This is a genomic window from Marinomonas balearica (assembly GCF_004362145.1).
GTDB classification, from domain to species: Bacteria; Pseudomonadota; Gammaproteobacteria; order Pseudomonadales; family Marinomonadaceae; genus Marinomonas; species Marinomonas balearica.
Genome location: NZ_SNXC01000010.1, coordinates 412,666 through 438,063 on the forward strand (window position 1 = coordinate 412,666; position 25,398 = coordinate 438,063).

General features: G+C 44.0%; 24 protein-coding genes. 17 read left to right on the top strand and 7 right to left on the bottom strand.

The features are described 5' to 3' along the window. Positions 1–5: 5 nt before the first annotated feature. Positions 6–1,478: an HDOD domain-containing protein gene (locus tag DFP79_RS07050; protein WP_243730221.1), complete on the bottom strand. Its 1,473-nt coding sequence runs from the start codon at positions 1,476–1,478 to the stop codon at positions 6–8. Positions 1,479–1,601: 123 nt separating this feature from the next. Here DFP79_RS07050 and motA point away from each other — a divergent pair, with 123 nt between their 5' ends. Both motA and DFP79_RS07060 read left to right on the top strand, forming a co-directional pair. Continuing rightward, positions 1,602–2,456 (top strand): flagellar motor stator protein MotA, encoded by an 855-nt coding sequence (motA, locus tag DFP79_RS07055; protein WP_133503222.1) that lies wholly within the window; start codon positions 1,602–1,604, stop codon positions 2,454–2,456. Between the two features lie 13 nt (positions 2,457–2,469). Then, positions 2,470–3,372: a flagellar motor protein MotB gene (locus DFP79_RS07060; protein WP_133503223.1), complete on the top strand. Its 903-nt coding sequence runs from the start codon at positions 2,470–2,472 to the stop codon at positions 3,370–3,372. A gap of 45 nt (positions 3,373–3,417) precedes the next feature. Here DFP79_RS07060 and rsgA read toward each other — a convergent pair whose 3' ends face one another. Next, on the bottom strand, positions 3,418–4,452 hold the full coding sequence (gene rsgA / locus DFP79_RS07065) for a small ribosomal subunit biogenesis GTPase RsgA (RefSeq protein ID WP_133503224.1): 1,035 nt from the start codon (positions 4,450–4,452) through the stop codon (positions 3,418–3,420). 75 nt (positions 4,453–4,527) lie between these two features. Here rsgA and orn point away from each other — a divergent pair, with 75 nt between their 5' ends. The 13 genes from orn (at position 4,528) to DFP79_RS07130 (ending at position 18,504) form a co-directional block, all read left to right on the top strand. Further along, positions 4,528–5,076: an oligoribonuclease gene (orn, locus tag DFP79_RS07070; RefSeq protein WP_133503225.1), complete on the top strand. Its 549-nt coding sequence runs from the start codon at positions 4,528–4,530 to the stop codon at positions 5,074–5,076. A gap of 190 nt (positions 5,077–5,266) precedes the next feature. Continuing rightward, complete coding sequence (locus tag DFP79_RS07075; RefSeq protein ID WP_166637662.1) at positions 5,267–6,754, top strand: NAD(P)H-hydrate dehydratase; 1,488 nt, start codon at positions 5,267–5,269, stop codon at positions 6,752–6,754. A 113-nt stretch (positions 6,755–6,867) separates the two neighbouring features. Then, positions 6,868–7,335, top strand: a complete 468-nt coding sequence (tsaE, locus tag DFP79_RS07080) for a tRNA (adenosine(37)-N6)-threonylcarbamoyltransferase complex ATPase subunit type 1 TsaE (RefSeq protein WP_133503227.1) — start codon at positions 6,868–6,870, stop codon at positions 7,333–7,335. 105 nt (positions 7,336–7,440) lie between these two features. Further along, complete coding sequence (locus DFP79_RS07085; RefSeq protein ID WP_133503228.1) at positions 7,441–8,769, top strand: N-acetylmuramoyl-L-alanine amidase; 1,329 nt, start codon at positions 7,441–7,443, stop codon at positions 8,767–8,769. A gap of 109 nt (positions 8,770–8,878) precedes the next feature. Beyond that, a complete protein-coding gene (gene mutL, locus DFP79_RS07090; protein WP_133503229.1) occupies positions 8,879–10,855 on the top strand; it encodes a DNA mismatch repair endonuclease MutL in 1,977 nt (658 codons plus the stop codon). A gap of 1 nt (position 10,856) precedes the next feature. Next, on the top strand, positions 10,857–11,789 hold the full coding sequence (gene miaA / locus DFP79_RS07095) for a tRNA (adenosine(37)-N6)-dimethylallyltransferase MiaA (RefSeq protein ID WP_133503230.1): 933 nt from the start codon (positions 10,857–10,859) through the stop codon (positions 11,787–11,789). Between the two features lie 90 nt (positions 11,790–11,879). After that, a complete protein-coding gene (gene hfq / locus DFP79_RS07100) occupies positions 11,880–12,125 on the top strand; it encodes an RNA chaperone Hfq (protein WP_133503231.1) in 246 nt (81 codons plus the stop codon). Positions 12,126–12,160: 35 nt separating this feature from the next. Then, a complete protein-coding gene (hflX, locus tag DFP79_RS07105; RefSeq protein WP_133503232.1) occupies positions 12,161–13,450 on the top strand; it encodes a ribosome rescue GTPase HflX in 1,290 nt (429 codons plus the stop codon). 101 nt (positions 13,451–13,551) lie between these two features. Beyond that, a complete protein-coding gene (hflK, locus tag DFP79_RS07110) occupies positions 13,552–14,784 on the top strand; it encodes an FtsH protease activity modulator HflK (protein WP_133503233.1) in 1,233 nt (410 codons plus the stop codon). Then, positions 14,784–15,662: a protease modulator HflC gene (gene hflC, locus DFP79_RS07115; protein WP_133503234.1), complete on the top strand. Its 879-nt coding sequence runs from the start codon at positions 14,784–14,786 to the stop codon at positions 15,660–15,662. Before hflK ends, hflC begins: the two co-directional genes overlap by 1 nt. 113 nt (positions 15,663–15,775) lie before the next feature. Beyond that, entirely contained in the window at positions 15,776–15,973 is a 198-nt protein-coding gene (locus DFP79_RS07120) for a DUF2065 domain-containing protein (protein ID WP_133503235.1), read from the top strand. Between the two features lie 14 nt (positions 15,974–15,987). Next, positions 15,988–17,166, top strand: a complete 1,179-nt coding sequence (locus DFP79_RS07125) for an ATP phosphoribosyltransferase regulatory subunit (protein ID WP_133503236.1) — start codon at positions 15,988–15,990, stop codon at positions 17,164–17,166. 39 nt (positions 17,167–17,205) lie between these two features. Further along, a complete protein-coding gene (locus DFP79_RS07130; protein WP_133503311.1) occupies positions 17,206–18,504 on the top strand; it encodes an adenylosuccinate synthase in 1,299 nt (432 codons plus the stop codon). Between the two features lie 108 nt (positions 18,505–18,612). Here DFP79_RS07130 and wrbA read toward each other — a convergent pair whose 3' ends face one another. From wrbA to DFP79_RS07155, 5 genes are all read right to left on the bottom strand, one after another. Further along, a complete protein-coding gene (wrbA, locus tag DFP79_RS07135) occupies positions 18,613–19,209 on the bottom strand; it encodes an NAD(P)H:quinone oxidoreductase (RefSeq protein ID WP_133503237.1) in 597 nt (198 codons plus the stop codon). A 2-nt stretch (positions 19,210–19,211) separates the two neighbouring features. Beyond that, on the bottom strand, positions 19,212–19,553 hold the full coding sequence (arsC, locus tag DFP79_RS07140) for an arsenate reductase (glutaredoxin) (protein ID WP_133503238.1): 342 nt from the start codon (positions 19,551–19,553) through the stop codon (positions 19,212–19,214). 65 nt (positions 19,554–19,618) lie between these two features. Beyond that, positions 19,619–20,266, bottom strand: coding sequence for an acyloxyacyl hydrolase (locus DFP79_RS07145; protein ID WP_133503239.1), 648 nt, complete (start codon positions 20,264–20,266; stop codon positions 19,619–19,621). Beyond that, positions 20,211–21,944: a proline--tRNA ligase gene (locus tag DFP79_RS07150; RefSeq protein ID WP_133503240.1), complete on the bottom strand. Its 1,734-nt coding sequence runs from the start codon at positions 21,942–21,944 to the stop codon at positions 20,211–20,213. Before DFP79_RS07150 ends, DFP79_RS07145 begins: the two co-directional genes overlap by 56 nt. A 32-nt stretch (positions 21,945–21,976) precedes the next feature. Further along, a complete protein-coding gene (locus DFP79_RS07155) occupies positions 21,977–22,846 on the bottom strand; it encodes an SMP-30/gluconolactonase/LRE family protein (protein WP_133503241.1) in 870 nt (289 codons plus the stop codon). An 85-nt stretch (positions 22,847–22,931) separates the two neighbouring features. On the opposite strand from DFP79_RS07155, the gene DFP79_RS07160 reads away from it, so the two are divergent. Together DFP79_RS07160 and DFP79_RS07165 are read left to right on the top strand one after the other, a co-directional pair. Next, on the top strand, positions 22,932–23,375 hold the full coding sequence (locus DFP79_RS07160) for an HIT domain-containing protein (RefSeq protein ID WP_133503242.1): 444 nt from the start codon (positions 22,932–22,934) through the stop codon (positions 23,373–23,375). A gap of 67 nt (positions 23,376–23,442) precedes the next feature. Continuing rightward, a complete protein-coding gene (locus DFP79_RS07165; RefSeq protein WP_133503243.1) occupies positions 23,443–25,242 on the top strand; it encodes a DUF2786 domain-containing protein in 1,800 nt (599 codons plus the stop codon). The last annotated feature ends 156 nt before the right edge of the window (positions 25,243–25,398 follow it).

The following is a 25,398-nucleotide window of genomic DNA, read 5'->3' on the forward strand; positions in this document are numbered from 1 at the left end:
TTGTTTTATTGGCTAACAATGGTGAGAAGTTGTTTCACCATTTTATAGTCGTTCTCACTGAATTTTTTTCGGGTTTCTACCCAATATATATGCTGCTCGTCTTTTGAAACTTGAGTGGAGGCAAGGATAAGATTGCCATTGTCGTCGACGATTTGGTCTGAATTGCCGGGAAGTGTTTTTAATACTTGTTGTAGCTTTTTGTCCGACAGGAGTACTGCGGTGCGTTTTTGTTTTAAACGGTCAAATGTTGAAGATGGATGATTCCACTTTATTGCTTTTAGAACATCGATGTCGTATCCATATTGTAGAATCGGGGATAACGACCCTTTGCTTTGTGAATGCTTGAAGATGATAGTGTGCTGAGCGGCGTCAATATTTGCTCTTATGATTTTCATTACTAACGCAGCTTTTTGTTTGCTGGAAAGCCCCGGTGTTTCAAGTGCCTTTTTTAGCTGTTGATCGGGTGAAATATTTGATCGTTTTGTTGCTCTTATTTGACTGGTTTTTGTGTATAAAAGAGGCGAGAGCAGTTGTTTTGCAAGCGAAGGTTTTGCGTCATTTATGAATTCTGTTGCGGCTTCGACAGCACCAAAATGCGTTGCTTGGATGACTTTTCCGAGTTTGTCATGCAGAACGGCAGCGATGACTCGATAGAAAAATACCAGCTGTTTGCTTCCCCATCCTAATACATCGGCTTCTTGAGCGACTTTGGATGCGCAATAGGTCAGTATTAAGTGCCCGTTTGCTAAAATAGTAAGGCGTTTATCTTCTGAAAAACCGGGGATTTGATCGGCGTGTTTTGTTAGTGCCGCTAATGTCTGCAACTCTTTTGCAGACGGTATGTGCTTAGTAAGAAACGAATTAATGACGATTTCGGGGGCCTGCCAATGAAGTAACATTTTGACGGCAATCTCATCGATTCGGCAACCAAGATTTTCCAACTCGGCTTGTGTTGACGGTGTTCCTCTTTTTTGTTGATGTGTTATTTGCTCCATTTTATCATGGGCGTGGAACCACAACAGCCAACGTACTGCGTTTCTGAAAAAGGTAATCCAAAAAACGTCATCTGTATGAGAAATGTTTTTTTCGATAGCCCATCGTCTTGCGATCGATGCCGCTTCGTAACTGACTTGAACTTCTTTTAGAAGCGCGTTTTGGGCCGGATTTTTTCGTGAGTATTCGTATGGCTCAAGTTGGCCAACGACACGTTCAATACCGCTCATGCCTATCATGGAGGCAGCATGACTTGGGTTTTTTATGTCGGCTCGCTTGTTCGGTACGACTTTGTTTGCTTCATTTAGTATAGCGAAGGCGAGAAAAGGCTCAGAAGCGATATTTGAGCGCATTCTGTCTAGGGTTTCATAAGGCGATTTTATTTGATTTTTTAATCTGGCAAGGTTGCTCGTCTCTACGGGAAACTTCTTGTCCTTTAAAAAAATTAGCCATTCTTCAAGGTTAAAGGGTGACTTGTTCATCATAGCTCGTTACATTTAGACCCTAAGGGACAACTCCCACTGCATTGAATGTGAAATCCTTGATTTTATTAATCATACTGCATATTTCTCATAGAGCATACACTGTGTGAATTGAAGGAATAAAATATGTTTGCACTGCTAGGTATTTTAGTAGTCATTATTAGCGTTGTGACAGGTTATCTGGCGTCTCACGGAAACATCGTGGCGTTGTGGCAGCCTTTCGAAATTTTGATCATTTGTGGTGCTGCATTTGGTGCGTTTATGATCGCCAATAGTTTTACTCTTCAGGTGCGTGTTTTTAAAATGCTGCCTCAAATTTTTTTGGGGAGTAAACACAAGAAAGCATTCTACGCTCAGCTGTTAGGGGCTTTATATTCACTGTTTCAAAAAAGTCGACTCGAAGGTTTTCTTGCAATCGAAAACGACATTGAGTATCCCTTTGAAAGTGATGTGTTCCGCAGCTTTCCCGATGTTTTGAATGATCACCATCTGATTCATTTTCTGACTGATAATTATCGAATCTATACACTGACGGGATTACCTTCACATGAACTGGAAGCGTTAATAGACTCAGAAATTGAGCAAATTAGCGAAGAACTAGAACAGCCGGCTCATGCTCTAAACCGAGTGGCAGAGGGGTTGCCTGGTTTTGGTATTGTTGCGGCGGTTTTAGGGATTGTGATCACTATGGGCTCTATCGGCGGATCAATGGAAGAAATTGGTACGCATGTGGCAGCGGCATTGGTGGGGACTTTCTTAGGTATATTTTTTGCCTATGGCTTTGTTGGTCCCGCTTCTGCTCATCTAGAAGCGTTGGGTCAACATGAACTCAAGGCGTATTTGTGTGTGAAGGCCGCTATGATTTCTACTGTATCGGGACACCCACCAGCAGTTGCAGTGGAAACAGGAAGGAAATTGCTGCCCCCTGATATGCGTCCTAGCTTTATCGAGTTATCTGAAGACATTAAGCAATATCGATAGCGGAGCCTGTGACATGTCTGGTGAAGAGTTAGTCATTCGAAGAATTAAAAAAGTGCGTAAAGGCGGACATCATGGCGGTGCATGGAAAATTGCACTCGCGGATTTTGCGTTAGCGATGATGGCATTTTTTCTTGTGTTATGGATTATTAACGTCGCATCCCCTGAGGAATTGACCGCAATCGAAGGTTACTTTAACGACCCTTTAGGGCCATCAACAGCAGGGTTTAGCGCAAGCCCGATTGATTTGGGAGGAAGCCCTGCGAAAAGTAACGAAAGAAAGCTTGATTTAGATCTTCCTGAGCCTGGAAGTACCAATCTACAGAGTCAAGAAGTTAAGCGCGGTGAGGGGAATGACGGTAAAGAAATTGAGCGAATGAATGCCCTTCTTGAGCAAGAATTAAAGCGACAAGGGCTGATGGATTCTGAAGAAAGTAATATGAGGATTGAAATCACGCCTCAAGGTGTCCGAATAACTTTACTAGATGACCCTACGAAACCGATGTTTGAGCGAGGCAGCGCTAGGTTAATGCCCGATACAGAGAACGTATTACTTAGTATTGGGGCGATTCTGACGGAATTGAAAAACCCGATTTCCATTTCAGGTCATACTGATTCCAGTCCCTATGTCAATGAAACGGAAAATGATAACTGGGATCTTTCCTCTTCGAGAGCAAACGCTGCGCGAAAAATTTTAGAGGAAGGGGGAGTTGTAGATAAACGAATGGCGCAAGTGATCGGATTGGCTGACAGTATTCCTTACAACCGCTTTGATCCCGCCAGTGCTGAAAACCGAAGAATCAGTATTACATTGCTAACTGATGAGGCTTACAAAAAAATGCTCGATATTAATCGACGTAACTTTGGGGAGCAGTACCAGCAAGAAGACCTACACCTCGTTCCAGAGGTGGTCTTCTAGCGGTTAACTTTAATAGCGTCAGTGTTTGGTGTAATGGCACGGCAGTTAAAAAGCGTCGTTATCTCGTATTGATTGTCGTATACGAAGGTAACTGTTAAATCGATGAGAGGAAATCTCGCCATCTTCAAGTGCTTTTCTAATAGCGCATCCCGGCTCTTTCTCGTGTGAGCAATCTCTAAAACGGCAATAGCCGAGGTGAGGACGGAATTCTATAAACCCTTCCAAAAGCTCTTCTTCTGAGATGTGCCACAACCCAAATTCACGGATCCCAGGAGAATCAATCAAGTCGCCTCCCAGCGGCATGTGAAACAGTCTGGCTGTCGTTGTTGTATGGGTACCTTTTTTCTTCTTCTGGGACAGCTCGCCGACGCTGATCTCGATGTCGGGGAGTAGTGTGCCAATGAGAGATGACTTTCCTACGCCAGATTGCCCAACAAATACGCTTACTTTCTCTCGAAGGAACTCGTGAAGTTCCATCATTCCTTGTTCGCTTTTTGTCGAAGTGCGTATTACGCGATAGCCAAGCTCTTCGTATGTTTTAAGCAGTGTATTCAGCTCAGTCTGATTTTCTTCATCAATTAGATCGCATTTGTTGAGCAAAATAACTGGTGGGATTTCTACGGTTTCAGATGCAACAAGATATCGATCAATGAGATTCGCGTGAGGAACGGGTTCGGCCGCAATAACAATCACGATATTATCGATGTTCGCCGCAACGGGTTTTAATCGACCATGCATATCAGGCCGTTGAAGCAGCGTGTTACGATCTTGCTTGGCAACGACGACTCCGCCTTCCGTATGCTTGGGTCGCCAAACAACTTTATCTCCAGTGACTAACTGACCCAAATTGGCTCTGAGGTTGCATCGAGTGGATACGTCGCAATACGGCTCAAGTGTTCCCTCTACTTCGACTTGTGTGCCAAAGTGAGAGATGACTACGCCTTCAGTTTCAGGGCCTAAATCCGAAGATTGTAAGGCTTCTTCCGCTTTGTTAGCGCGTTTTTTTGTGCGTTCAGCCCGTTCTTGTTGAATCCGTTCTATTCGCCAAGTTTGCTGTTTAGTAAGTTTTCGCTTCGACATTCTAATTTTTTGACCATAATATTTGGCGCATAGATTATAATGCTTAGCATTGATAATAAAGGACTTCGGCATTCTATGAGCTATAGCGAAGAAAATTTAGTATGGATTGATCTGGAAATGACCGGACTTGATCCTGAAATTAACACAATAATTGAGATCGCGACGATCGTTACCGATAAAGATCTAAACGTACTGGCGCAAGGGCCTAACTTGGTTGTTCATCAAGAAAAAAGTGTGATGGACGCAATGGATGAGTGGTGTACAACTCATCATGGTCAGTCGGGCCTGACTCAGAAGGTATTAGATTCGTCAATTTCAATGGCGCAGGCTGAAAGTGAAACGATTGCGTTTCTTGAAAAGTATCTTCCTGCAGGAAAATCTCCAATTTGCGGCAATAGCGTTGGGCAAGATCGACGTTTTCTCTATAAATATATGCCCAAATTGGAAATGTTTTTCCATTATCGATACATTGATGTAAGTACCCTTAAGGAATTAGGGCGTCGATGGAAGCCTGAAGCGCTGGAAGGGTTTGAAAAGAAAGGCGCACATTTGGCTTTGGATGACATAGTGGAGTCTATCGGCGAACTTAAGCATTACCGAAAAACACTTTTTGGTATGGAATAAAGGGTTTTTATAAAAGCTGAAGTTAAGCTTTGTTCATCTGTGACATTTTTAGTGCTCTCAAAAGGAAAGCGGCAGGTCGATTTGATCGGGGTTAGCCGTTTTTCTCTGCTTTTATTTCGCTTGCTAAGGCGCTCTGCAATACTTCAGTAATAAGTAATGCATGTGTTGGCTTTCTAACCGGTGCGACTTTATGGATGGAATTTCTGAATTGCTTTTTCCTGTTGCGAATAGCGCCTCTATTCGTGCAATAGAGACCGCTTCGTTTTCGGTAGAAGGTGCGAGCTATCCTATGATGGAGCGTGCCGCTCAGGCATTGTTTGATCAAGTGTGTCGGCGATTTCAAAGTGTCCAAAAGTACACTGTTTTATGTGGCGGCGGGAACAACGGAGGAGACGGAGCGTTGCTGGCGGCGCTTCTCTTTGATCATGGAATGACAGTGCAGGTCTATGACGTAGCCTCAAAAGCTCGAAATGGTGATGCGCAAAAAGCTTGGGAAGTGTTGTTGGCGAGTGGTGTCGACGTGCGACCCTCCAGCGAGTTGGATGGTAGCGCCGATGCCGCGGGTGTCATTGTCGATGCGATATTAGGTATTGGTGGGCGCGAAGAGTTACAGGGCGAAATACTACGCCTGTGTTGTTGGGCCAATAGAAGTCGTGTAAGTGGTGCTCGAGTGTTGTCAGTAGATGCTCCAACAGGATTAAATGTGGATTCGGGGCAGGCTGATTTAAATGCGATTATCGCTGACGTTACGGTGACCTTTATCGAAGATAAGCAAGGTTTCTATCTTCGTAAAGGGTTGGTTTGTGCTGGAAGTGTCATTTGTGAAAAGCTGAACAGTGTATCGATAGAGTCGCCAAAGCTTAGTTTTAGGTTCGAGTCGTCTAGTATTGGTAAATTATCTCCCTGTGCTCGTTACCCCGTCTCACATAAGGGTTCCTACGGTCATATTTCTGTCATCGGTGGAGATTATGGTTATGGCGGCGCGATTATAATGGCTGCATCGGGCGCGGCACGAGCGGGTGCAGGGACGGTGAGTGTAATGACGCGTGAACGGCATATTGCGCCGTTGCTTGCTCGAAGCCCGTCTGTTATGGCTGTTTCTAGTGAGGACATGCCTTTAACTAATGCCCTGCGAAACGATGATTCAATTTTGCTGGTGGGTCCAGGGCTTGGGCGAGAGCCATGGGGGGAAGCATTGTTTCGACAAGCTATGATGCTTAGTTGCCGTAAAGTAATTGACGCAGATGCTTTGTATTGGTTATCTGTCACCCCAACTCTAGAGTTGCAAGGAAATGCTGTTCTTACGCCTCATGTCGGTGAGGCTGCTCGATTGTTAGAGCTTAGTGTTGACGACGTTTCTGCAAACTTAGTGAACTCGGCTAAATCTTTGAGTCGTCGTTATAGTGCCGTTGTTGTTTTGAAAGATGTCTCCAGTATTATCGCAGCGCCAGATGGTAGAGTTGTTATTACAGGTAACCCTTGTCCTGGGCTGGCTAAAGGCGGTTCTGGTGATGTGTTAAGCGGTATGATAGCAAGCTGTTTAGCTTATTATTCTAAACCGTTTGAGGCGACGGTTATTGCCGTTGCTTGGCATAATTATGCGGCAATACGCGCAGGGCGGGCATTAGGTGACATATGTATGCAGCCCTATGAGCTGTTGGAGTATCTTCAAGTTTGAGTGCGCCTCTTACGTCTTGTATGAAGTCAGTGATGTGTCGATTAACTGAGTGGTTTTAGAAATTAATTAAGATGAAAAATCGCACACGGGTGTGTGTAGGAAAGGGGAATATAATGTTGGTAGAAAAAGAGCTTTACGGTGAGGCTGCGATGGAGTCGTTTGGTGAGCAACTGGCGACTACCTTTAAGAGTGGCGGTGTTGTTCATCTGGAGGGCAACCTTGGGATGGGTAAAACAACGTTGGTTCGAGGTTTGCTGAGAGGAATGGGGTACATAGGTCCGGTAAAGAGTCCAACATATACTATTGTTGAGCCTTATGAGTTAGGGGATCTGGATGTGTTTCATTTCGATCTTTATCGTATTGGTGATTCGGAAGAGCTGGAATACATGGGGATTCGAGACTACTTCAAAGACGGTGCATTGTGCTTGATTGAATGGGCTGAAATGGGGAAAGGTGTTTTACCAGAGCCTGATGTCGTCATTCACTTGGATCTATTGAGACAAGGCCGAAAAGTGGTTGTGGAGTCGAAAACGGCGCTCGGAGAAAAAAGTATAATCGAAGCGTTGAAGCTAGCTGGTTAATTATCTCTATTAGTTGATATTAGATCTGTCATGTATTGATTTAAGACGTTGAGCTATTTTTTATCAAAGGTTATAGTGTGTAGATATACTGGCTAGCCTTTTGATATGTATAACACTTTTCACATTCGATCTATTGTTCTTTTCTTACTGACATTGTTTTTTTCAATGTCAGTGCACAGTGCTTCTGTCAAAGATATTCGAGTTGCTCAACAAGAGGGTTTAACTCGTCTTGTTTTTGAGCTCGACTCAGAGGCAAACCACAAACTGTTTTTGCTTTCTAATCCCGATAGGGTGGTTTTGGATCTGGAGTCTATTGGTTTACTGTCGTCCAAAGTAATAAAAACTCTTCCGAACTTATCCTCTGGAATCATGCAAAGGCTTCGATATGCTAAGCGAGATCAAGGAGCTCGTTTTGTTATTGACCTAAAGGGGAAGGTGAAGGCAAAGAGTTCAGTTCTGTCTAAAAGCACTAAATATGGGCCAAGGATACTGGTGGAGCTTGAGTACGGTACCAAAAAGCCCGTCAAGGTTGTAAAAAGTGTGTCCTCGATTGAAAATGCCAAACGCGACATTGTTGTGGTGATAGACCCTGGGCACGGCGGCAAAGATCCGGGCGCGCTGGGCAAGTATAAAGTTCGCGAAAAAGATGTGGTTTTATCCATAGGTAAGGAACTCGCTAAGCGAATTAATCAAGTTAAAGGCTTCAAAGCTGTTCTTACTCGCTCTACCGATGTGTATTTGAAACTTCGTCAAAGGACGAAAGTTGCTAGAGACGCAAACGCAGACATTTTGATCTCCATTCATGCCGATGCGTTCACGAAATCAAGTGCCCGAGGTGCTTCCGTATGGGCTCTGTCACTCGGTGGGAAAACATCCGAAATGGGGCGTTGGCTTGCTCAGCAGGAGCAGACATCGGATTTGGTCGGCGGTATTTCTCTCGATGATAAAGACCAGCTTTTGGCGGAAGTTTTGCTGGACATGTCGATGAATTCAACTATTCAGATGAGTTTGGATATTGGTAAATCGGTGTTGGGTAAAATGACAGGTGTGGCAAAATTGCACAAAGGTACGGTTCAACAGGCGGGTTTTGTTGTTCTGAAGTCGCCTGATATTCCCTCGCTGTTGATTGAAACGGGCTTTGTTTCAAACCCCACTGAAGCTAAAAATTTATCGAGTCGAACGTATCGTAAAAAACTCGCGCAAGCCATATCAAAGGGAGTTGTTGAGTCTTTTTCATCGAACCCTCCGGAAGGTACGTATCTTGCCTGGAAGCAAAAACAGAAGAAAGGCTATGTTTATACGGTTAGTAAAGGCGATACGCTTTCAGAAATTGCTAGGCGCAACCAAGTTTCTTTAAAGGCGCTTAGAGCGGTAAATACGCTAAAAAATGATGTTATTTGGATTGGCCAAAAACTCACTATTCCCGCTAGCTAAGCGTAATAACTCTTTGCTAGCTTGGGTCGTTTTCTTTCTTAACGACTTTCAATATTAACAAACAGTAATACATAGATCAGAACATATCTTTCTGCGATAGGAACCCAATATGGCCAGAATTAACCTGCTTTCTCCTAGACTGGCGAACCAAATTGCTGCCGGAGAAGTTGTTGAGCGACCAGCGTCGGTTGTAAAGGAATTGCTGGAAAATAGCCTTGATGCAGGAGCAACCCAGCTTGATGTCGATATAGAGCAGGGCGGAGTTCGGCGTATAAAGATCCGAGATAATGGGCATGGTATTGTCAAAGACGATCTGTCACTTGCTATGAGTCGACATGCAACAAGTAAAATCGTCACGCTGGATGATCTTGAGGCTGTTCAAACGCTGGGGTTTAGAGGTGAAGCGCTTGCCAGTATTAGTTCTGTGTCGCGTATGCATCTTACCTCCAAAGCGGTAGGGGAAGATGAGGCTTGGCGCGTCGAAGCTGAAGGCAAAGAAATGACAACGGCGGTTCGCCCAGCCTCGCATCCAGAAGGTGCAACAATTGAAGTTCGTGATTTGTTTTTTAATACGCCAGCACGACGAAAATTTTTAAGAACAGAAAAAACCGAGTTTAATCATCTACAAGAAGTGGTGAAGCGCCTTGCCTTGAGTCGTTATGATGTTGGTTTTCGACTCAGTCACAATAGTAAGCAAGTTTATGACTTGCGCCCTGTCACTGACCAGCTTCATGCAGAGCATCGGTTAGGAACCTTGCTGGGTAAAAAATTTATAGAGAATGCGCTTACTATTGATGTGGAAGCCGCGGGGTTGCGTTTATGGGGATGGATTGGTTTACCTACGTTCTCTCGTTCTCAAGCAGATCTGCAGTACTTTTTTGTTAATGGGCGGGTGGTGCGCGATAAGTTGGTTGCTCACGCTGTCAGGCAGGCGTATCGCGATGTGCTTTACAACGGTAGGCATCCTACATTTGTTCTTTATTTAGAATTAGATCCGTCTACTGTCGATGTGAACGTTCACCCTACAAAACATGAGGTTAGGTTTCGAGATGGGCGTTTAGTGCATGATTTTTTATTCAGTCGTATCCATAAAGTCATCGCAGACGTAAGACCAGAAAGTGGGGAGATGCCAACTCAAATCGCAGAGGAGCCTGAATCTGAAGTCGCTTCCATGCCGACGCAGCAATCTCGAATGGCTTTTCAGAGAGAGCCGCAGGGGGCAAGCTCAAGTTCGCTTCCTTGGAGGTCGTCGAGTGATTCTTCGGGCGAAGCTGCAGTCGTTCGAGGGCAGTTAGATGGGCTTCGGCAATTGAATGATAATGCAAATCGAGCGATAAGCGGCATAGATACAAACAACATGTTCCCTCAGGGAGTAGACCCTTTGACTGGAGAGGTATTGGCGCCAGATGTAATGGGGTTCAATGGAAGTGGTTCCTACCCAGTTGCAGTTGATTCTGGTGAGCGCTTTAACAATTTAGTAGCAGAAAACAACGAACATGATATGCCACCGTTAGGGTATGCCGTGGCTCAAATTCACGGGGTGTATATTCTTTCTGAGAGTAGTGTTGGTTTGATTGTTGTTGATATGCATGCCGCTCACGAGCGTATAGTTTATGAGCGGATGAAAAATGCTTTTTACGCAAAAAGCGTCCCTAGTCAGCCTTTACTCGTACCTATTAATGTTTCTGTTTCCCAGACTGAGGCGGATTTGGTAGAAGACAATCAGACCGTCTTTGAGGCATTTGGGTTTAAGGTTGAGCGCACAGGAGTCGAGAGTGTAATGGTACGAGAAGTGCCGATTATTTTGATTGACGGTGACATTGAAAGTTTAGTGCGTGATGTAGTCAGCGATTTGGCTGTGAATGGCTCAACGGATGTTTTGGAAGCTCGTGCGAATGAATTGATGGCGAGTATGGCGTGTCATGGCGCCGTGCGGGCGAATAGAAAATTAACGATTGCTGAAATGAATAGTCTCCTTCGTGATATGGAGGTGACAGAGAGAAGTGGTCAGTGTAATCATGGTCGTCCTACTTGGACTCAGTTAAGTATGTCAGATCTGGATAAATTGTTTTTGAGAGGTAGATAGTGTGAGCAAACCAAGCGTTGTTTGTTTGATGGGGCCAACGGCCTCTGGTAAGACGGGTTTGGCGGTAGAGCTTGCGAGCCAGCACAACTATGAAATTATTAGTGTTGATTCTGCGTTGGTGTATCGTGGGATGGACATTGGCACAGCTAAACCAGATCAAGCCACTTTACTTAAAGCACCTCATCGGCTTATTGATATTATTGATCCTGTTGAGTCCTATTCTGCCGCTGATTTCGTAGAAGATGTAGTCGAAGAGATTTCAGATATCGTTTCTGCAGGCAAACGACCTCTCTTGGTGGGAGGGACAATGATGTATTTTAATGCTTTGCAAAAGGGCTTAGCAGAAATGCCTCAGGCCGACGAAACAATCAGAGCGGAAATTGAGCAGCAAGCCGCTGAAAAAGGGTGGGACTACTTACACGATGAGTTGTCTCGAATTGACCCTGAGTCCGCAAAAAGGATTCATCCAAATGATCCACAGCGATTGCAGCGTGCTTTAGAGGTCTATCGTGTGTCGGGTAAGTCAATGACTGAGTTGTGGGCGAATCAAGAGACTCAATCATTACCGTTTAATATGGTTAATTTAGCCGTCATGCCCGATGAACGCAGTATCTTGCATAAACGAATTGAGGAACGGTTTCATCAAATGATGGAGCTCGGCTTCTTGAACGAAGTCGAAGATTTACACCAGCGTGGTGACCTGTCGTTAGACTTCCCTTCTATACGATGTGTCGGCTATAGGCAGCTTTGGCAGTATATTGAGGGGGAAGATTCTCTAGATGATGCTATTTTTAAAGGGGTAGTAGCGACTCGCCAGCTCGCTAAAAGGCAATTAACTTGGCTTAGAGGGTGGGAAGATTTGACTATTTTCGACAGTTTATCGAAAGATCTTGTGGGGCAAACCTTGAAATACTTAGAAAGCAGGATTATATAAGGGAAATTGACAGAAAATTGGTGTACTATCTACGATATTGTTTTACCAAGAATTAAATTCTAATTATTCCGCTTGCTTAAGGAGATACCGATGTCAAAAGGGCAATCACTACAAGACCCTTACCTAAATGTTCTACGCAAAGAACGTGTGCCAGTTTCAATTTTTTTAGTGAATGGCATTAAATTGCAGGGACAGATTGAATCATTTGATCAGTTCGTGATTTTATTGAAAAACACTGTTAGTCAAATGGTATATAAACATGCTATTTCTACAGTTGTCCCTTCCCGTACAATCCGTATACCGTCTACTGATCAGACGGAAGAAGCGGCTGAATAGTTTGACTTTATAAAGTCAAACCGAGGAAAGAGAATTTGTTTTTTGAACGCCCAGATAGTGGTGAAATTGCTGTTCTGGTTCATATAGATTTTTATGACCAGACAGAAAATTATGGGCCTGAAGAGTTTATTGAACTCTCTATTTCTGCTGGAGCTGACCCTGTTGCTGTTGTTGAAGGGTCGCGACAGCGTCCAGATCCAAGGTACTTTATCGGCTCCGGTAAGCTTGAAGAGATTAAAGACATTGTGCTTCGAGAAGAAGCTCAAGTTGTTCTTTTTGACCATGCTCTATCGCCTTCCCAAGAAAGAAACCTAGAAAGTCACCTCAATTGTCGAGTGCTTGACCGTACAGGTTTAATCCTAGATATTTTTGCTCAACGTGCTCGAACTCATGAGGGTAAGCTGCAAGTTGAGTTGGCTCAGCTCCAACATATGTCGACGCGCCTTATTCGAGGGTGGACTCACCTTGAGAGGCAAAAAGGCGGCATAGGCATGAGGGGGCCTGGTGAAACTCAGCTTGAGACTGACCGTCGTCTTTTGAGAGAGCGAATTAAAGCCATTCAAAAGCGATTGGACAAAGTTAACTCGCAGCGCGATCAGAGTCGAAGGTCTCGGTCACGATCTGCGGTACCAACGGTTTCTCTTGTGGGTTATACCAATGCAGGTAAATCAACGCTATTTAACAAAGCAACGGGGGCTGAAGTATATGCAGCTGACCAGTTGTTTGCGACACTTGATCCTACGTTACGGCGTTTGGATGTGGAGCAAATTGGATCGATAGTGCTGGCTGATACCGTTGGTTTTATTCGACAGCTTCCGCATAGGTTAGTAAAAGCCTTTCAGGCAACTTTAAAGGAATCATCTGAAGCGGATCTGCTATTGCATGTAGTAGATTGTGCAGATATTGCTCGAGATGACAATATTAAAGAGGTGGATGCTGTTTTGGAAGAAATTGGTGCGAATGAGGTGCCAGTTTTAAAGGTATTTAATAAGATCGATGCTCTAGAAACGGGCGAACCCCGTATAGATAGAGATGAAAATGGGAAACCTTATCGAGTTTGGGTGTCCGCAAAAGAAGGAATCGGAATAGGTTTACTGCAACAAGCTATTGCGGAACTTCTTGGTGAGGATATTATTAACGATAAGTTGGTTGTTCCATCCGATCAGGGGCGATTCAGAGCTATGCTGTTTGAGCAGGGTGCTGTTAGGTCAGAAGAGTATGACGACCTTGGTAGATCTGTTTTAGAAGTGTCATTGCCCAAAAAAGATTTTATGCAGTTGCTTGCCAGAGCAGGGATTTCTGAAGATCAAGTAGTAGCAGCTTAGAAAAGGTGAGACGGCTCAGTCGTATCGTCAGTAGAGTCTGACCTTTTTTTGATATAAAAATAATTTTAAAATTATCATTAGAACTATTATGGAGATGTATTATGGCCTGGAATGAACCGGGTAATAACGACAATGACCCATGGAATCCTGACAAAAATCGTAACTCCCAGCAGGGAGGGCGAGATCAGGAGCCTAATAACGATCCTTGGGGACGACCGAGTGGAGGGAAGGATCAAGCGCCACCAGATCTGGACGAAGCTTTTCGTAAGCTCATGGATATGCTAGGGGTTAAAAAATCAAATCGCGGTGGTGGTTCCTCTGGCGGTAATGGCGGTTTTTCAGGAAAGGTAAGTGGTAGTTTGCTTGCAATTCTGATTATCGGCTTGCTTGCTGTATGGGCCGCTTCGGGGGTCTATCAGGTAGATCAGCAAGAGCGTGGTGTTGTACTGAGATTAGGTAAATACCACAGTACTGTTATGCCAGGTCTGCATTGGAATCCTCCTATGATAGACACCGTGAGCAAAGTAAATGTGACGAAAGTTCGTTCTCACGACCATAAAGCTCTGATGCTTACTGTGGATGAAGCGATTGTTGAAGTTGGGGTTTCTGTTCAATACTCAGTAGAGAACCCGAAAGACTTCTTGCTGAATGTTCGTACTCCTGAAGAATCTTTGTCTCAGGCGGTTGAGAGTTCTTTGCGCCATGTTGTCGGTAGTTCTGAGATGGATCAGATTCTTACTGAAGGTCGAGAGCTGCTAGCGACGGAAGTGAAGGTTAGACTTCAAGATTATATTAACGCTTATGGAACAGGTTTGCTGATTTCTAAAGTGAACGTTGAAAATACTCAGGCGCCAGAGCAGGTTAAAGAAGCGTTTGATGATGTTATTAAAGCAAAAGAAGATGAGCAACGTGTTCGAAACGAGGCTGAATCTTATGCAAATGGTATCATTCCTGAGGCGCGTGGTAAGTCCCAGCGTATTCGTGAAGAAGCTGAAGCATATCGTTCGGAAGTTGTATCAAGATCTGAAGGTCAAGCAGATCGATTTGATCGTCTATTCCAAGAATATGTTAAAGCGCCTGATGTAACAAAGCGAAGAATGTATCTTGAAACCGTTGAGGCGATTTATAAAAACGCAAATAAAGTCGTAATCGATGATGACGGTGGTAATAACATGATGTACTTGCCGCTAGATCAAATTCTTAAAAATCAAAATGCAGCGAACCCGATCGCCGGAAACTTGAATTCTGATGACATTAGCAGTTTGACTGATCAAGTGCTAAATGAACTTCGTAAGCGTCAGGGTTCTTCGGTTCGTAGGGAGGGGAGAAACTAATGAAAGGTTCATCTTTCGTAGTATTATTGGTCGCATTGCTAGCAGTGTTGATTGGTTCGCAAACTCTCTATGTGGTTAAAGAAACAGAGCGTGCGGTTGTGTTGAAGTTCGGTGAAATTGTCGAGGCAGATGTTCAGCCTGGGCTTCATTTTAAAATTCCGGTAGTGAATGACGTTAAGACATTTGATGCGCGAATTTTAACCATGGATTCAAGGCCGCAGCGCTATTTAACATTAGAGAAGAAAGCTGTAATAGTTGACTCTTATGTTAAGTGGAAGATTGCTAGTGTTTCTAAGTTTTATCAAGCCACTTCTGGTGATGAGTTTGTAGCTAACCGCGTGCTTTCTTCTCGTGTTGATACGGGTCTTCGTAACCAGTTTGGTGAGCGTACAATGCATGAGGTTGTCTCAGGTGAGCGAGATGAGCTGATGACAGAGTTGCGTGATAATCTGGATGAAGTTGCTAAAAATGAGCTTGGTATCACGATTGTCGATATTCGAGTTAAGAAGATCGATCTTCCTCCTAATGTGAGTGAGTCTGTTTATCAGCGTATGAGAACAGAGCGAGAGCGAGAAGCTCGTGAGCACAGATCTAAAGGTCTGGAGCTGGCGGAAGGTATTCGAGCTGACGCCGATCGTCAAAAAGTTGTTCTTGAAGCAGAAGCGCAGCGTGATGCTGAGATGATTCGAGGTGACGGCGATGCTCAAGCGGCAGCAATCTATGCAAAAGCTTATATGCAAGATCCAGAGTTTTTTGAATTCTACCGAAGCCTTCAAGCTTACCGTGAGAGCTTTAGCTCAAAAGGTGATCTATTTGTGCTGAAGCCGGATAGTGAGTTCTTCAAGTATCTTGATAGTGTCGATGGCATTACAAAGTAAGTTGATATCGTAATTTGAATCACGTTTCTCCTGTTAGTTGTGAGGAGAAACGTGATATTATTATGCAAACCGGGTATAGCCCGGTTTTTTAATGGTCATAATAAAGAGAGTCTATGCAGGAATTGTTGCAGTCGCTACTCGTTGGAATCAGTTTATTGTTGATTGCGGAGGGTATTTTACCGTTCTTAGCGCCCAATATTTGGCGTGAAATAATGGTGAAAGCGGTCGCGAGTTCTGATACGAATTTGCGAATCATAGGTGCTGTTAGTATGTTTCTTGGGTTGATGCTCCTTTTATTGACTCGAAGCTAAGAGGAAACAAGTTAATGGCACTAGCAGATCGTTGGTTGCTTCCGGATGGGGTCGATGAAGCCCTTCCTGAAAAAGCATCACAAATCGAATACCTAAGAAGAAATCTGCTTAACCTCCATGAAAGTTGGGGTTACAAATTAGTTATCCCCCCCCTTATTGAATATTTAGATTCGCTTTTAACTGGCGCAGGTTCCGATTTAGAGCTTGAAACCTTTAAGGTGATTGATCAGTTATCAGGTCGTCTGATGGGGATTCGAGCAGATTTTACTTCTCAAGTTGCGCGTATTGATGCACATTGCTTAAAAGATGAGGATGTGCAGCGTTTGAGCTACAGTGGCAGTGTTCTTCGGACTGTTCCAGCCGGTCTTGATGGTACGCGAAGCCCTATTCAGTTAGGTGCTGAGTTATATGGCCATGGTGGACTGGAAAGTGATCTAGAAATCCTGTCGCTTATGCTTGAAACATTGCGAGTCGCAGGCTTGGAAAAACTTGTGCTTGATATTGGTCACGTAGACATTGTTAGTGGCGTTATAGATGCCGCAAGTATAACAAATGTTGAGCAAGTTAAATTGCGCGAATTGTATAAGGCTAAGGATCTGCCAGAACTGGAATTTTTTGTAGCTCAGCTTGATGTGCCGGAACATGTTAAGTCTTGGTTGACTGCATTGCCTCGCTTGTGTGGTGGCAATGAGGTTCTGAGTCAAGCTGCTGCGAAGTTAGACGGTGTTGGTGAGTCTGTCTCTAATGCTATTAATATGCTCAATCAAGTTGTCGACGTTATTCAGGCGCGTTTCCCAAAAGTTGGGTGGCACTTTGATTTAAGCGATTTAGAGTCATACAGCTATCACACTGGGTTGGTTTTTGCTGCGTATCAGCCAGGTCACGGTAATGCTATTGCTCGTGGCGGCCGATACAATAATATCGGTGAAGTCTTTGGGCGCTCTCGCCCAGCCACAGGGTTCAGTACGGATTTGAAAACGCTGGTATCTCTATCACAGCCAAGTGTTGAAAAGAAACTTCGTGTATTATCGCCAGTCGCAAACAGTGCTGAGTTATGGGCAAAGTTGAGCCAGCTGCGTGAGGAAGGTTATCAGGTTGTTGAGCAGCTTGATTCAAATGTACGTATTGATATGTTTGATTTTCAGCTAGTAAATGTTGGTAACGACTGGCAGTTGCAAGCTATTAGTAAATAGATTTTTGTACAAGACTATTCTTAAGTGAGACCTTTAAAAATGGGTAAAAATGTCGTAATTCTGGGCACTCAATGGGGTGACGAAGGTAAGGGTAAAGTTGTTGACTTACTTACTGAAGATGTCGCTGCAGTTGTTCGATTTCAAGGTGGACATAATGCTGGCCACACACTTGTTATTGACGGTAAAAAAACCGTTCTTCATCTAATTCCTTCTGGGATTCTACGAGATGGCGTGCAGTGTATTATTGGTAACGGTGTGGTGCTTTCTCCAGCTGCGCTGAAAAAAGAGGTTGATGAGCTTCTAGAGCAGGGCATCCCTGCTGTTGAGCGTTTAAAAATAAGCGCGGCTTGTCCTCTTATTCTTCCTTACCACATTGCGTTAGATCAAGCTCGCGAAGTAGCTAAAGGCGAGAAAAAAATTGGTACGACTGGGCGTGGTATTGGGCCAGCGTATGAAGATAAAGTTGCGCGACGCGCTATTCGTGTTGGTGACTTGCTTGATCGTGATCGCTTTGAGAGCAAATTAAAAGAAAATCTAGATTACTATAACTTCATCTTAGAAAACTACCACCAAGCGGCTCCAATTTCGTATGACGAAGTGTTCGCGGATGGTCTGGAAATGGCTGAGTTTCTTCGTCCAATGGTGGCGGATACCATCGGTTTGCTTCATGATCTTCGCAAAGCGGGTGCAAACATTATGTTTGAGGGGGCACAAGGCTCTCTATTAGATGTTGATCACGGCACATACCCATACGTAACGTCTTCTAATACGACGGCAGGTGGTGCGCCAGCGGGTTCTGGATTTGGTCCATTGTACCTAGATTATGTGTTGGGTATTACTAAAGCGTATACAACGCGTGTTGGCTCAGGGCCTTTCCCTACAGAGCTTTTCTGTGAAAATGGACAGCGTTTGGGTGAGCGTGGGCACGAGTTTGGAGCAACAACAGGTCGTTCGCGTCGTTGTGGTTGGTTTGATGCTGTTGCGTTGCGTCATGCTGTTCAGATTAACTCGGTATCAGGGATGTGTCTAACGAAGTTGGACGTATTAGACGGCTTCGAAACGATTAAAGTTTGTGTTGGTTACACTGATGCAGAAGGAGTGCCGGTTGCTGGATCTTTAGTAGACAGTGAAGGTTATGAGCAGGCTAAACCTGTTTATGTTGAGCTTCCAGGTTGGTCCGAGTCTACTGTTGGTGCTGAAAATTTTGATGCGTTGCCAAAGAATGCTCAAGACTATATTAAATACCTAGAAGAGCAAGTGGGCGTGCCAGTCGACATTATTTCTACTGGGCCGGATCGAAATGAAACAATTGTTATGCGAGATCCATTTAAGCACTAAGTTTATTTGTGTGCGATTGCATAAAGTGTGAATGAATGTAAAACCTTCAACCGTAAATGGTTGGAGGTTTTTTTTTGCCTTTTAATTATCGAAACTGCTTTACGCGGCTCATAGTAGTTTTAGAGAAAATTGCGCAATGCGCTCGCCTTGAGCTTCGCAAAGAAGTTGTTCTTCTGTGGTTAGTTTGCTTTCGCCCGTGGATTTAGCAAGGTGACTTGCACCATATGGCGTGCCGCCACTCATTGTTGTAATAAGTGACTTGTTTTTGTAAGGCAAGCCCAGCCAAACCATTCCATGGTGCAATAACGGAGTCATGATTGATTGTATCGTCATTTCATGTCCGCCGTGCATGCTGCTAGCACTGGTGAATGCACCAGCAGGCTTATTGCAGAGTTGACCGCTCATCCATAACGTGCTGCTTTGATCTATAAGGTGCTTAACAGGGGCGGCCATGGAGCCAAAGTAAGAGGGGGAGCCAATTACTAAACCCGCGCAGTCTGAAAGATCATTCAGCTCAATATAGGGATGCCCAGACTCGGGGATCTCTGTCTCGGTTTGCTCCGTTGTAGTCGAAATATTCGGGATTTGTCTTATACGAGCTTCAATGCCAGAAACTTTACTAACGCCTCGTGCAATGTGTTTTGCCATTGTTTCAATCGACCCGTGACGACTGTAGTAGGCAATCAGTACATAGGGAGTGTTCACAGTTAAAATAATTCCAATACTTGCTCTGGAGGGCGGCCTAGGGCAGCTTTGCCGTTGTGTACAACAATGGGGCGTTCAATAAGTTTAGGGTTGTCTGCCATTGCTTCGATTAAAGTGTTTTCATCTTCTACGCCTTTGAGATTGAGTTCTTTGTAGAGGGACTCTTTGGTTCTCATCAAGCCACGTGCGTCAACGCTTAGTAAATTGAGTAACTCTCTAATTTCACTCGCGCTTGGTGGAGTTTCAAGGTATAAGCATATTGACGGGGAGATGCCTTTTTCTTCAAGTAACTTTAGTGTTTCGCGAGATTTTGAGCATCTAGGGTTATGATAAATGGTTGTCATTGTTGTTCCGTTAGTTTTCGTAATTTGACTCGGTTTGTAAAGTGTTTGGCTAATAGTTTAATTGGCTAGTAGTTATAGCCGATACTTAAATGGGCGAAGTTTATGCCGCTATTTTCTGTATAGATGTCATTGTTTGAGTAGTGCTGAAAGTGAAGAGATACTTCCCATTGCTCCCTGCTTCCAAGCAGCCAGCCGACACCGAGATAGTTATTAAATTGAAGCGGGCCGCCCATGTTTCTATCGCTGATGTTTTCGTTTGATATGATCGAAAGGCCAACACCAGTGTCTATAAAATCGAAAAGGGGGAGGTCATCGCCGCTCCATCTAAATACGGGCAACAAATCTAATACATTACTGGTGTCGGCGTGAGAGAGGCTGAAGCCGTCTTGCCATTTTGAGTAGCCAATTTGAAGGCTAGGTGTGATCTTGAAATCTTGATTTAGATAGGTCGACTTTTCTGCATACCAGCGAGCAGAGTAGCGAAGAAATAAAATATCGCCACTCGAGCCGGATTCCATAAGCATTGTATCTGCATTAAGTGCATTAGTTAGGTAAGCGGCAGCCGTCGCCGCGACCATCCCTGATCGCCACAACGTTGTTTCATTTGCAATTGCTTGCGATGTTATGCAGCAAGCAATAACGGAAGATACTGCAATACTAACTAACCTGAAGGGTTTTCCTGATAAACGTAACGGCTTCTTCTCGTGGTACATCTTCACCTTCGCCCGTTGCTCGATATTTATATTCAATAGAATTGTTTTTCAGTCCTTTGTCCCCAACAACAAGGCGGTGCGGAATACCCAGTAGTTCGCTGTCTGCAAACTTAACGCCTGGACGTTCTTTCCTGTCATCTAGGAACACATCAATTCCAGCCAGTTTTAATTCGTTATATAAGCGATCACATTCATTTCGAACGTCTTCGGATTTGTCGTAGTTCATAGCAATGATTGAGACGTTAAACGGAGCAATGTTTTCAGGCCAAAGAATGCCTTTGTCGTCATAATTTTGTTCGATGGCGGCGGCAACAATGCGAGAAACACCGATTCCGTAACATCCCATCCACATTGTTTGAGCTTTTCCGTTTTCATCTAATACAGTTGCTTTTAGAGCTTGAGAATATTGCTGCCCTAGTTGGAATATATGGCCAACTTCGATTCCGCGCTTAATGACAATCTTTCCTTTGCCGTCAGGAGATGGGTCTCCTTCAACAACATTTCTAATATCTTTTACGACGAAATCAGAGATGTCTCTGTTCCAGTTTAAGCCTGTCGTATGGTAATCGTCCTTATTGGCGCCCGCACAGAAGTCGGAAATGGCAGCGGCAGAGCGATCAACGATGACACGAATGCCTTTTTCGTTGAGACCTTGTGGTCCAATTGAGCCAGGTTTGCAACCGATGGTATCGATAATATCTTGCTCTGTTGCAAACTCAAACGGTGTAACCACGCCTTCTAGTTTTTCAACTTTAATTTCATTTATTTGGTGGTCGCCACGCAGAACAAGAGCTACTATCGTGTCGTTGCCTTCGGAATCGATTCCTTTAATTAGCATTGTTTTTACGGTTTTTTCAACCGGAAGCGCTAGAAAATCGGCCACTTTTTGGATGGTTTTACAGTCAGGTGTCAATACTTCTGCGATGTCTTGAGTTGGTGCGTCGGGCGATTGCTTAGTGCAAATGGCTTCAGCAAGTTCAACGTTTGCCGCAAATTCAGAGGAATCACTAAATGCAATATCGTCTTCACCTGATTGAGCCAAAACGTGGAATTCGTGAGAATATGCGCCACCGATACTTCCTGTGTCTGCTTGAACTGGGCGGTAATCTAGACCAATACGATCAAATACGTTGCAGTAAGCTTTGTGCATTGTTTCGTAGGTTTCTTGCAGTGACTCTGAGTTTGCATGGAATGAGTACGCATCCTTCATCAAGAATTCTCTAGAGCGCATAACACCAAAGCGAGGGCGAACTTCATCACGGAATTTAGTCTGGATTTGGAAAAAATTAATAGGCAGCTGTTTGTAGCTAGTTAATTCATTACGAGCGAGTTCTGTAATAACTTCTTCGTGCGTTGGGCCTAAGCAGTAATCGCGATTATGGCGGTCTTTCATGCGAAGTAGTTCAGGGCCATATTTCTGCCAACGACCGGACTCTTCCCATAACTCAGCGGGCTGCACGCCCGGCATCATAACTTCAAGGGCGCCTGCTTTTTCCATTTCCTCGCGAACGATGTTTTCTACTTTCTTTAAAACACGTAATCCAGTAGGAAGCCAAGTATAGAGACCCTTAGATATTTGGCGGATCATTCCTGCGCGAACCATAAGTTGGTGGCTGGCTACTACAGCGTCAGTAGGGGCGTCACGAAGGGTGGAAAAAAGGTAGTTACTAGCTCGCATGATATGTTTTGTCTTCTCTTAATGTTCTTTTATTAACCCGCAAAGCGAGGTTCAAATTGTCCGGTCGCATCAACTTCTAATGCAAAAATTCCGCCTGCGTTGGGGAACTGTTTAAGCTCCTCGTCGCTTTGTGCGGCTCGGCAAGTGGTGATATATAGGGTTTTCATCTCTGGCCCACCAAATGCACACATTGTAGGGTATGTTGCTGGAAGTGGGTATTCTGCCAAAATCTCTCCCTCAGGGCTAATTTTTACAACTCGCTGTCCTTGATATAGTGCCGACCAGTAATTGCCATCTGTATCGACTGCTGCTCCGTCGGGGCGACCCTTTCCTCTTGGAAACTCAATGAACGTTGTTTTATTGGAGGCTACACCTGTATCTAGGTTGTAATCAAATTTATATACAATATGGTTTGGAGTGTCTGAGTAATACATAACGGTATTATCAGGGGAGAAAGCCAAACCGTTTGATGTCCATGCTGCCTGATCAAGTAAGTTTTCCGTTTTGTTTGAAAATTGATGTAAAGCACCTAAAAACGCATCTTTTGGGCTGTACATTGTTCCTGCAAGAAAGCGGCCTTTTGCATCGCAGCGACCATCATTGAATCGAGTGGTTTTTTGATCGTAATCTGCAAGCCAGTAGGGTACTAGCTTTGCATCAAATGACTCAAATGTATATACGCCAGAGCGGAAGGCCGCAACGAAGCCGCCATTTTGATCTAGCGAAAAGCAGCCAATTTCTTCATCGAATGCTCTAGATTGTGTTTTGTTGCTGCCCGGGTGGAACGCGTTTAACGTAAATGAGTCAATATCAACAAAGTATAGCGTTTGAGATTGTTCGTCCCATCTAGGACATTCAGCAAGTTTTGCTTGTGCGTCCAAAACGCATTGCATTTCAGGCATACCGACTCCAAGTTCTGTGAGTGAATTGCTATTAAAGGTGCTATAGTGCTTATGAAAGGCAGTCTTGTAAATAGGTAAGTAAAACATGTTTCAGCTTGACGAACGATTAATGAATGACTCGGTGCTGGTAGGGCAATTGTCTCTATGTGAACTTCGGGTGATAAATGATTGTCAATTTCCTTGGTTTATTCTTGTTCCCAAACGGGCTGGCGTTAAAGAGATCTATCAGTTATCCGAAGATGATCGATCGACTCTGATGGCAGAAAGTTGCCTGTTAGCGGAGGCTATTCATGACTCTTTTTCCGCTGATAAGCTAAATATTGCCGCTATAGGCAATAAAGTTACGCAGCTACACCTCCATCATGTCGCGCGATTTGAAGACGATGCCTGCTGGCCTGAGCCAATATGGGGAAAAAAAAGCCCAATTCCATATACTGATTCGGAGTTGGCTAACATTTTGCAGAAAGTAAGAACATTGCTAGAAGATCACCTGCATGTTTCGGAAGCAAGCGGTGAACTTTACTACTAAACTCAGTTACGAAATTTTTCCAGAGACCTAAATCTTCATAATTATAGTAGGTATAGGGACGAGATACATGAATATGCGTCGACGAAAAAAAGCGATAAGCAAAGTTATTAAACTGCTGAACTTAGCAACATCATCCAATGTCACCGAAGCTCAGATGGCATTGCGCCATGCAGAGGCTCTAATTAATCAAAATGGGCTTAATCAAGGTGAGATTCCTGCACACCAATTGTGTGATCGTATGATGCTGTTTAAAGTAAGTTGGAACGGTATTCCTAAGCACAGCCGAGCCAAAGATGAGATTGCTCAAGAACCGACGGGTTCTGTTTATTCTCGTCGTTTTTCTGAAAAGCCGTTTGATGCTGGCCGTTCGTATGCCAATGCTAAAACGATTCTTGACGATGTGATTGACGAGGCTGAAGTGACAGAGAGTTCGAGTGCTGATTCTGCCTCTGTTGAGTCATGTAACTCAAATGATTCAGTATCTTGGGGAGCGCAGCCTTCCCAAAACGATGTTGATGAAAAAATGGACGACGCTATCTCAGAAGAGTTAAAGGGCGATACCGAATCCGTGTTCCCTGATGATCTCCTTGATGTAGAGGAAGTGCAAGAGCGCGCTGACCAACCGATCAATGACGAAGTGAAATGCGAAGAAACCGTAAGTGACAACGATATGGCATCAATTAGTGTAAGTGATGATGTAATGACAGAGCCAAAAAGAGCCAATGGTAGTAAGGGTTATACGTATGATGATCCTAGCTCTCAAAACAATGACAACGTAATTGATGCAGCGAATGCTTTTCGAGCTCAAGCTGGAAAGTTTCAAGATACCCTTCGTAATCAGTATTCTTCAAGTAATCCCGACCTTCCGTTTGAAGATGACGAATATTGGAATAAAGTCAGCGAGCGATTGCTTGATTTTGATGAAGTTTCGGTTTTAACCGTTATGGAAGATCTCGAGACACAGCTTACGTTGGCTAAAGAGTTACTTTCGCAAAAACGAAATGCTCGGGCGGAAATGGAGCAAGAAGAGCTTCAGGAGCGAGCGGATAGAGCGCGAATAGAGCAAAGTTTTGAAGAGGCAATAGAAAAAGCCTTTCGAGCAAGAGCGGAAGCGTACGAAGAATGGGAAGCAAGTCAAAACGAAATTCGAATGACGTCTTTGCGTGCAGAGCAGGAAGCGCAGCAAGGCTTTGAGGATTTGCAGTCACAACTGGATGATCGACAAGGCGCCTATAAACAGCATCTTCAACTTAAAGAAGACTATCGTGCTGCTAAAATTATGCATCAGCTGCGAAATGCTTTATCTAGCGCTGCCAAAGGAGGGGAAAAAGCCACTGAAGCATATGACAAGGTCACTGCGCTACTTCAAGAAAATGAGTTGTCTCTTCGTGATCTGGAATTTTCTGATATTAAGAATAAAAGCCTTTTCATTAGGTTGCTTGAGCGTGAAACTGCCGTAATCGAAAATGTTGATGAGCGAGAGCGTCATACTGAAGAAATGCTTGATAAGTTTTTGATGGTCAGTCGAGCGGCGGCAAAAGAGCCGCGATTTTCCGAAAACCCCGTGCAGCAAATAGAACGTTTACTGAAAAGTGTTGCAACTTCAAATCAATATGAAGGGCAAAAGATTATTGACCAATCTTTGCGATTGATGGAGCAGCATGGTGTCAGTGTCAAGGATTTAGATTATGGCTGTATTTCAAAATATTCTGTGTTTGTACGGTTAATTAACTGGGAGGCAGAGCAAATATCTTCTTTGAAAGAGCGTGAGAAATTTACTGCTTCGATATTGGAGGAATATGTGCAGTACTCTGTATCTGGCCCGGTGATCAATGAGGATCTCAACGGAACCAATACTAACAAGTAGTAATTCTTATTTGTATTTGGAATCCAAATAAAGCCCGCGAAATATAAAAGTGGGCTTTTTTGTGTCTAAAATAGGATATTTATTTCGTGAATAGGCTATATTTTTATTGAAAATTAAGCGTAGCTCTTTCTTTGCTGCGATTCATCTTTTACCATT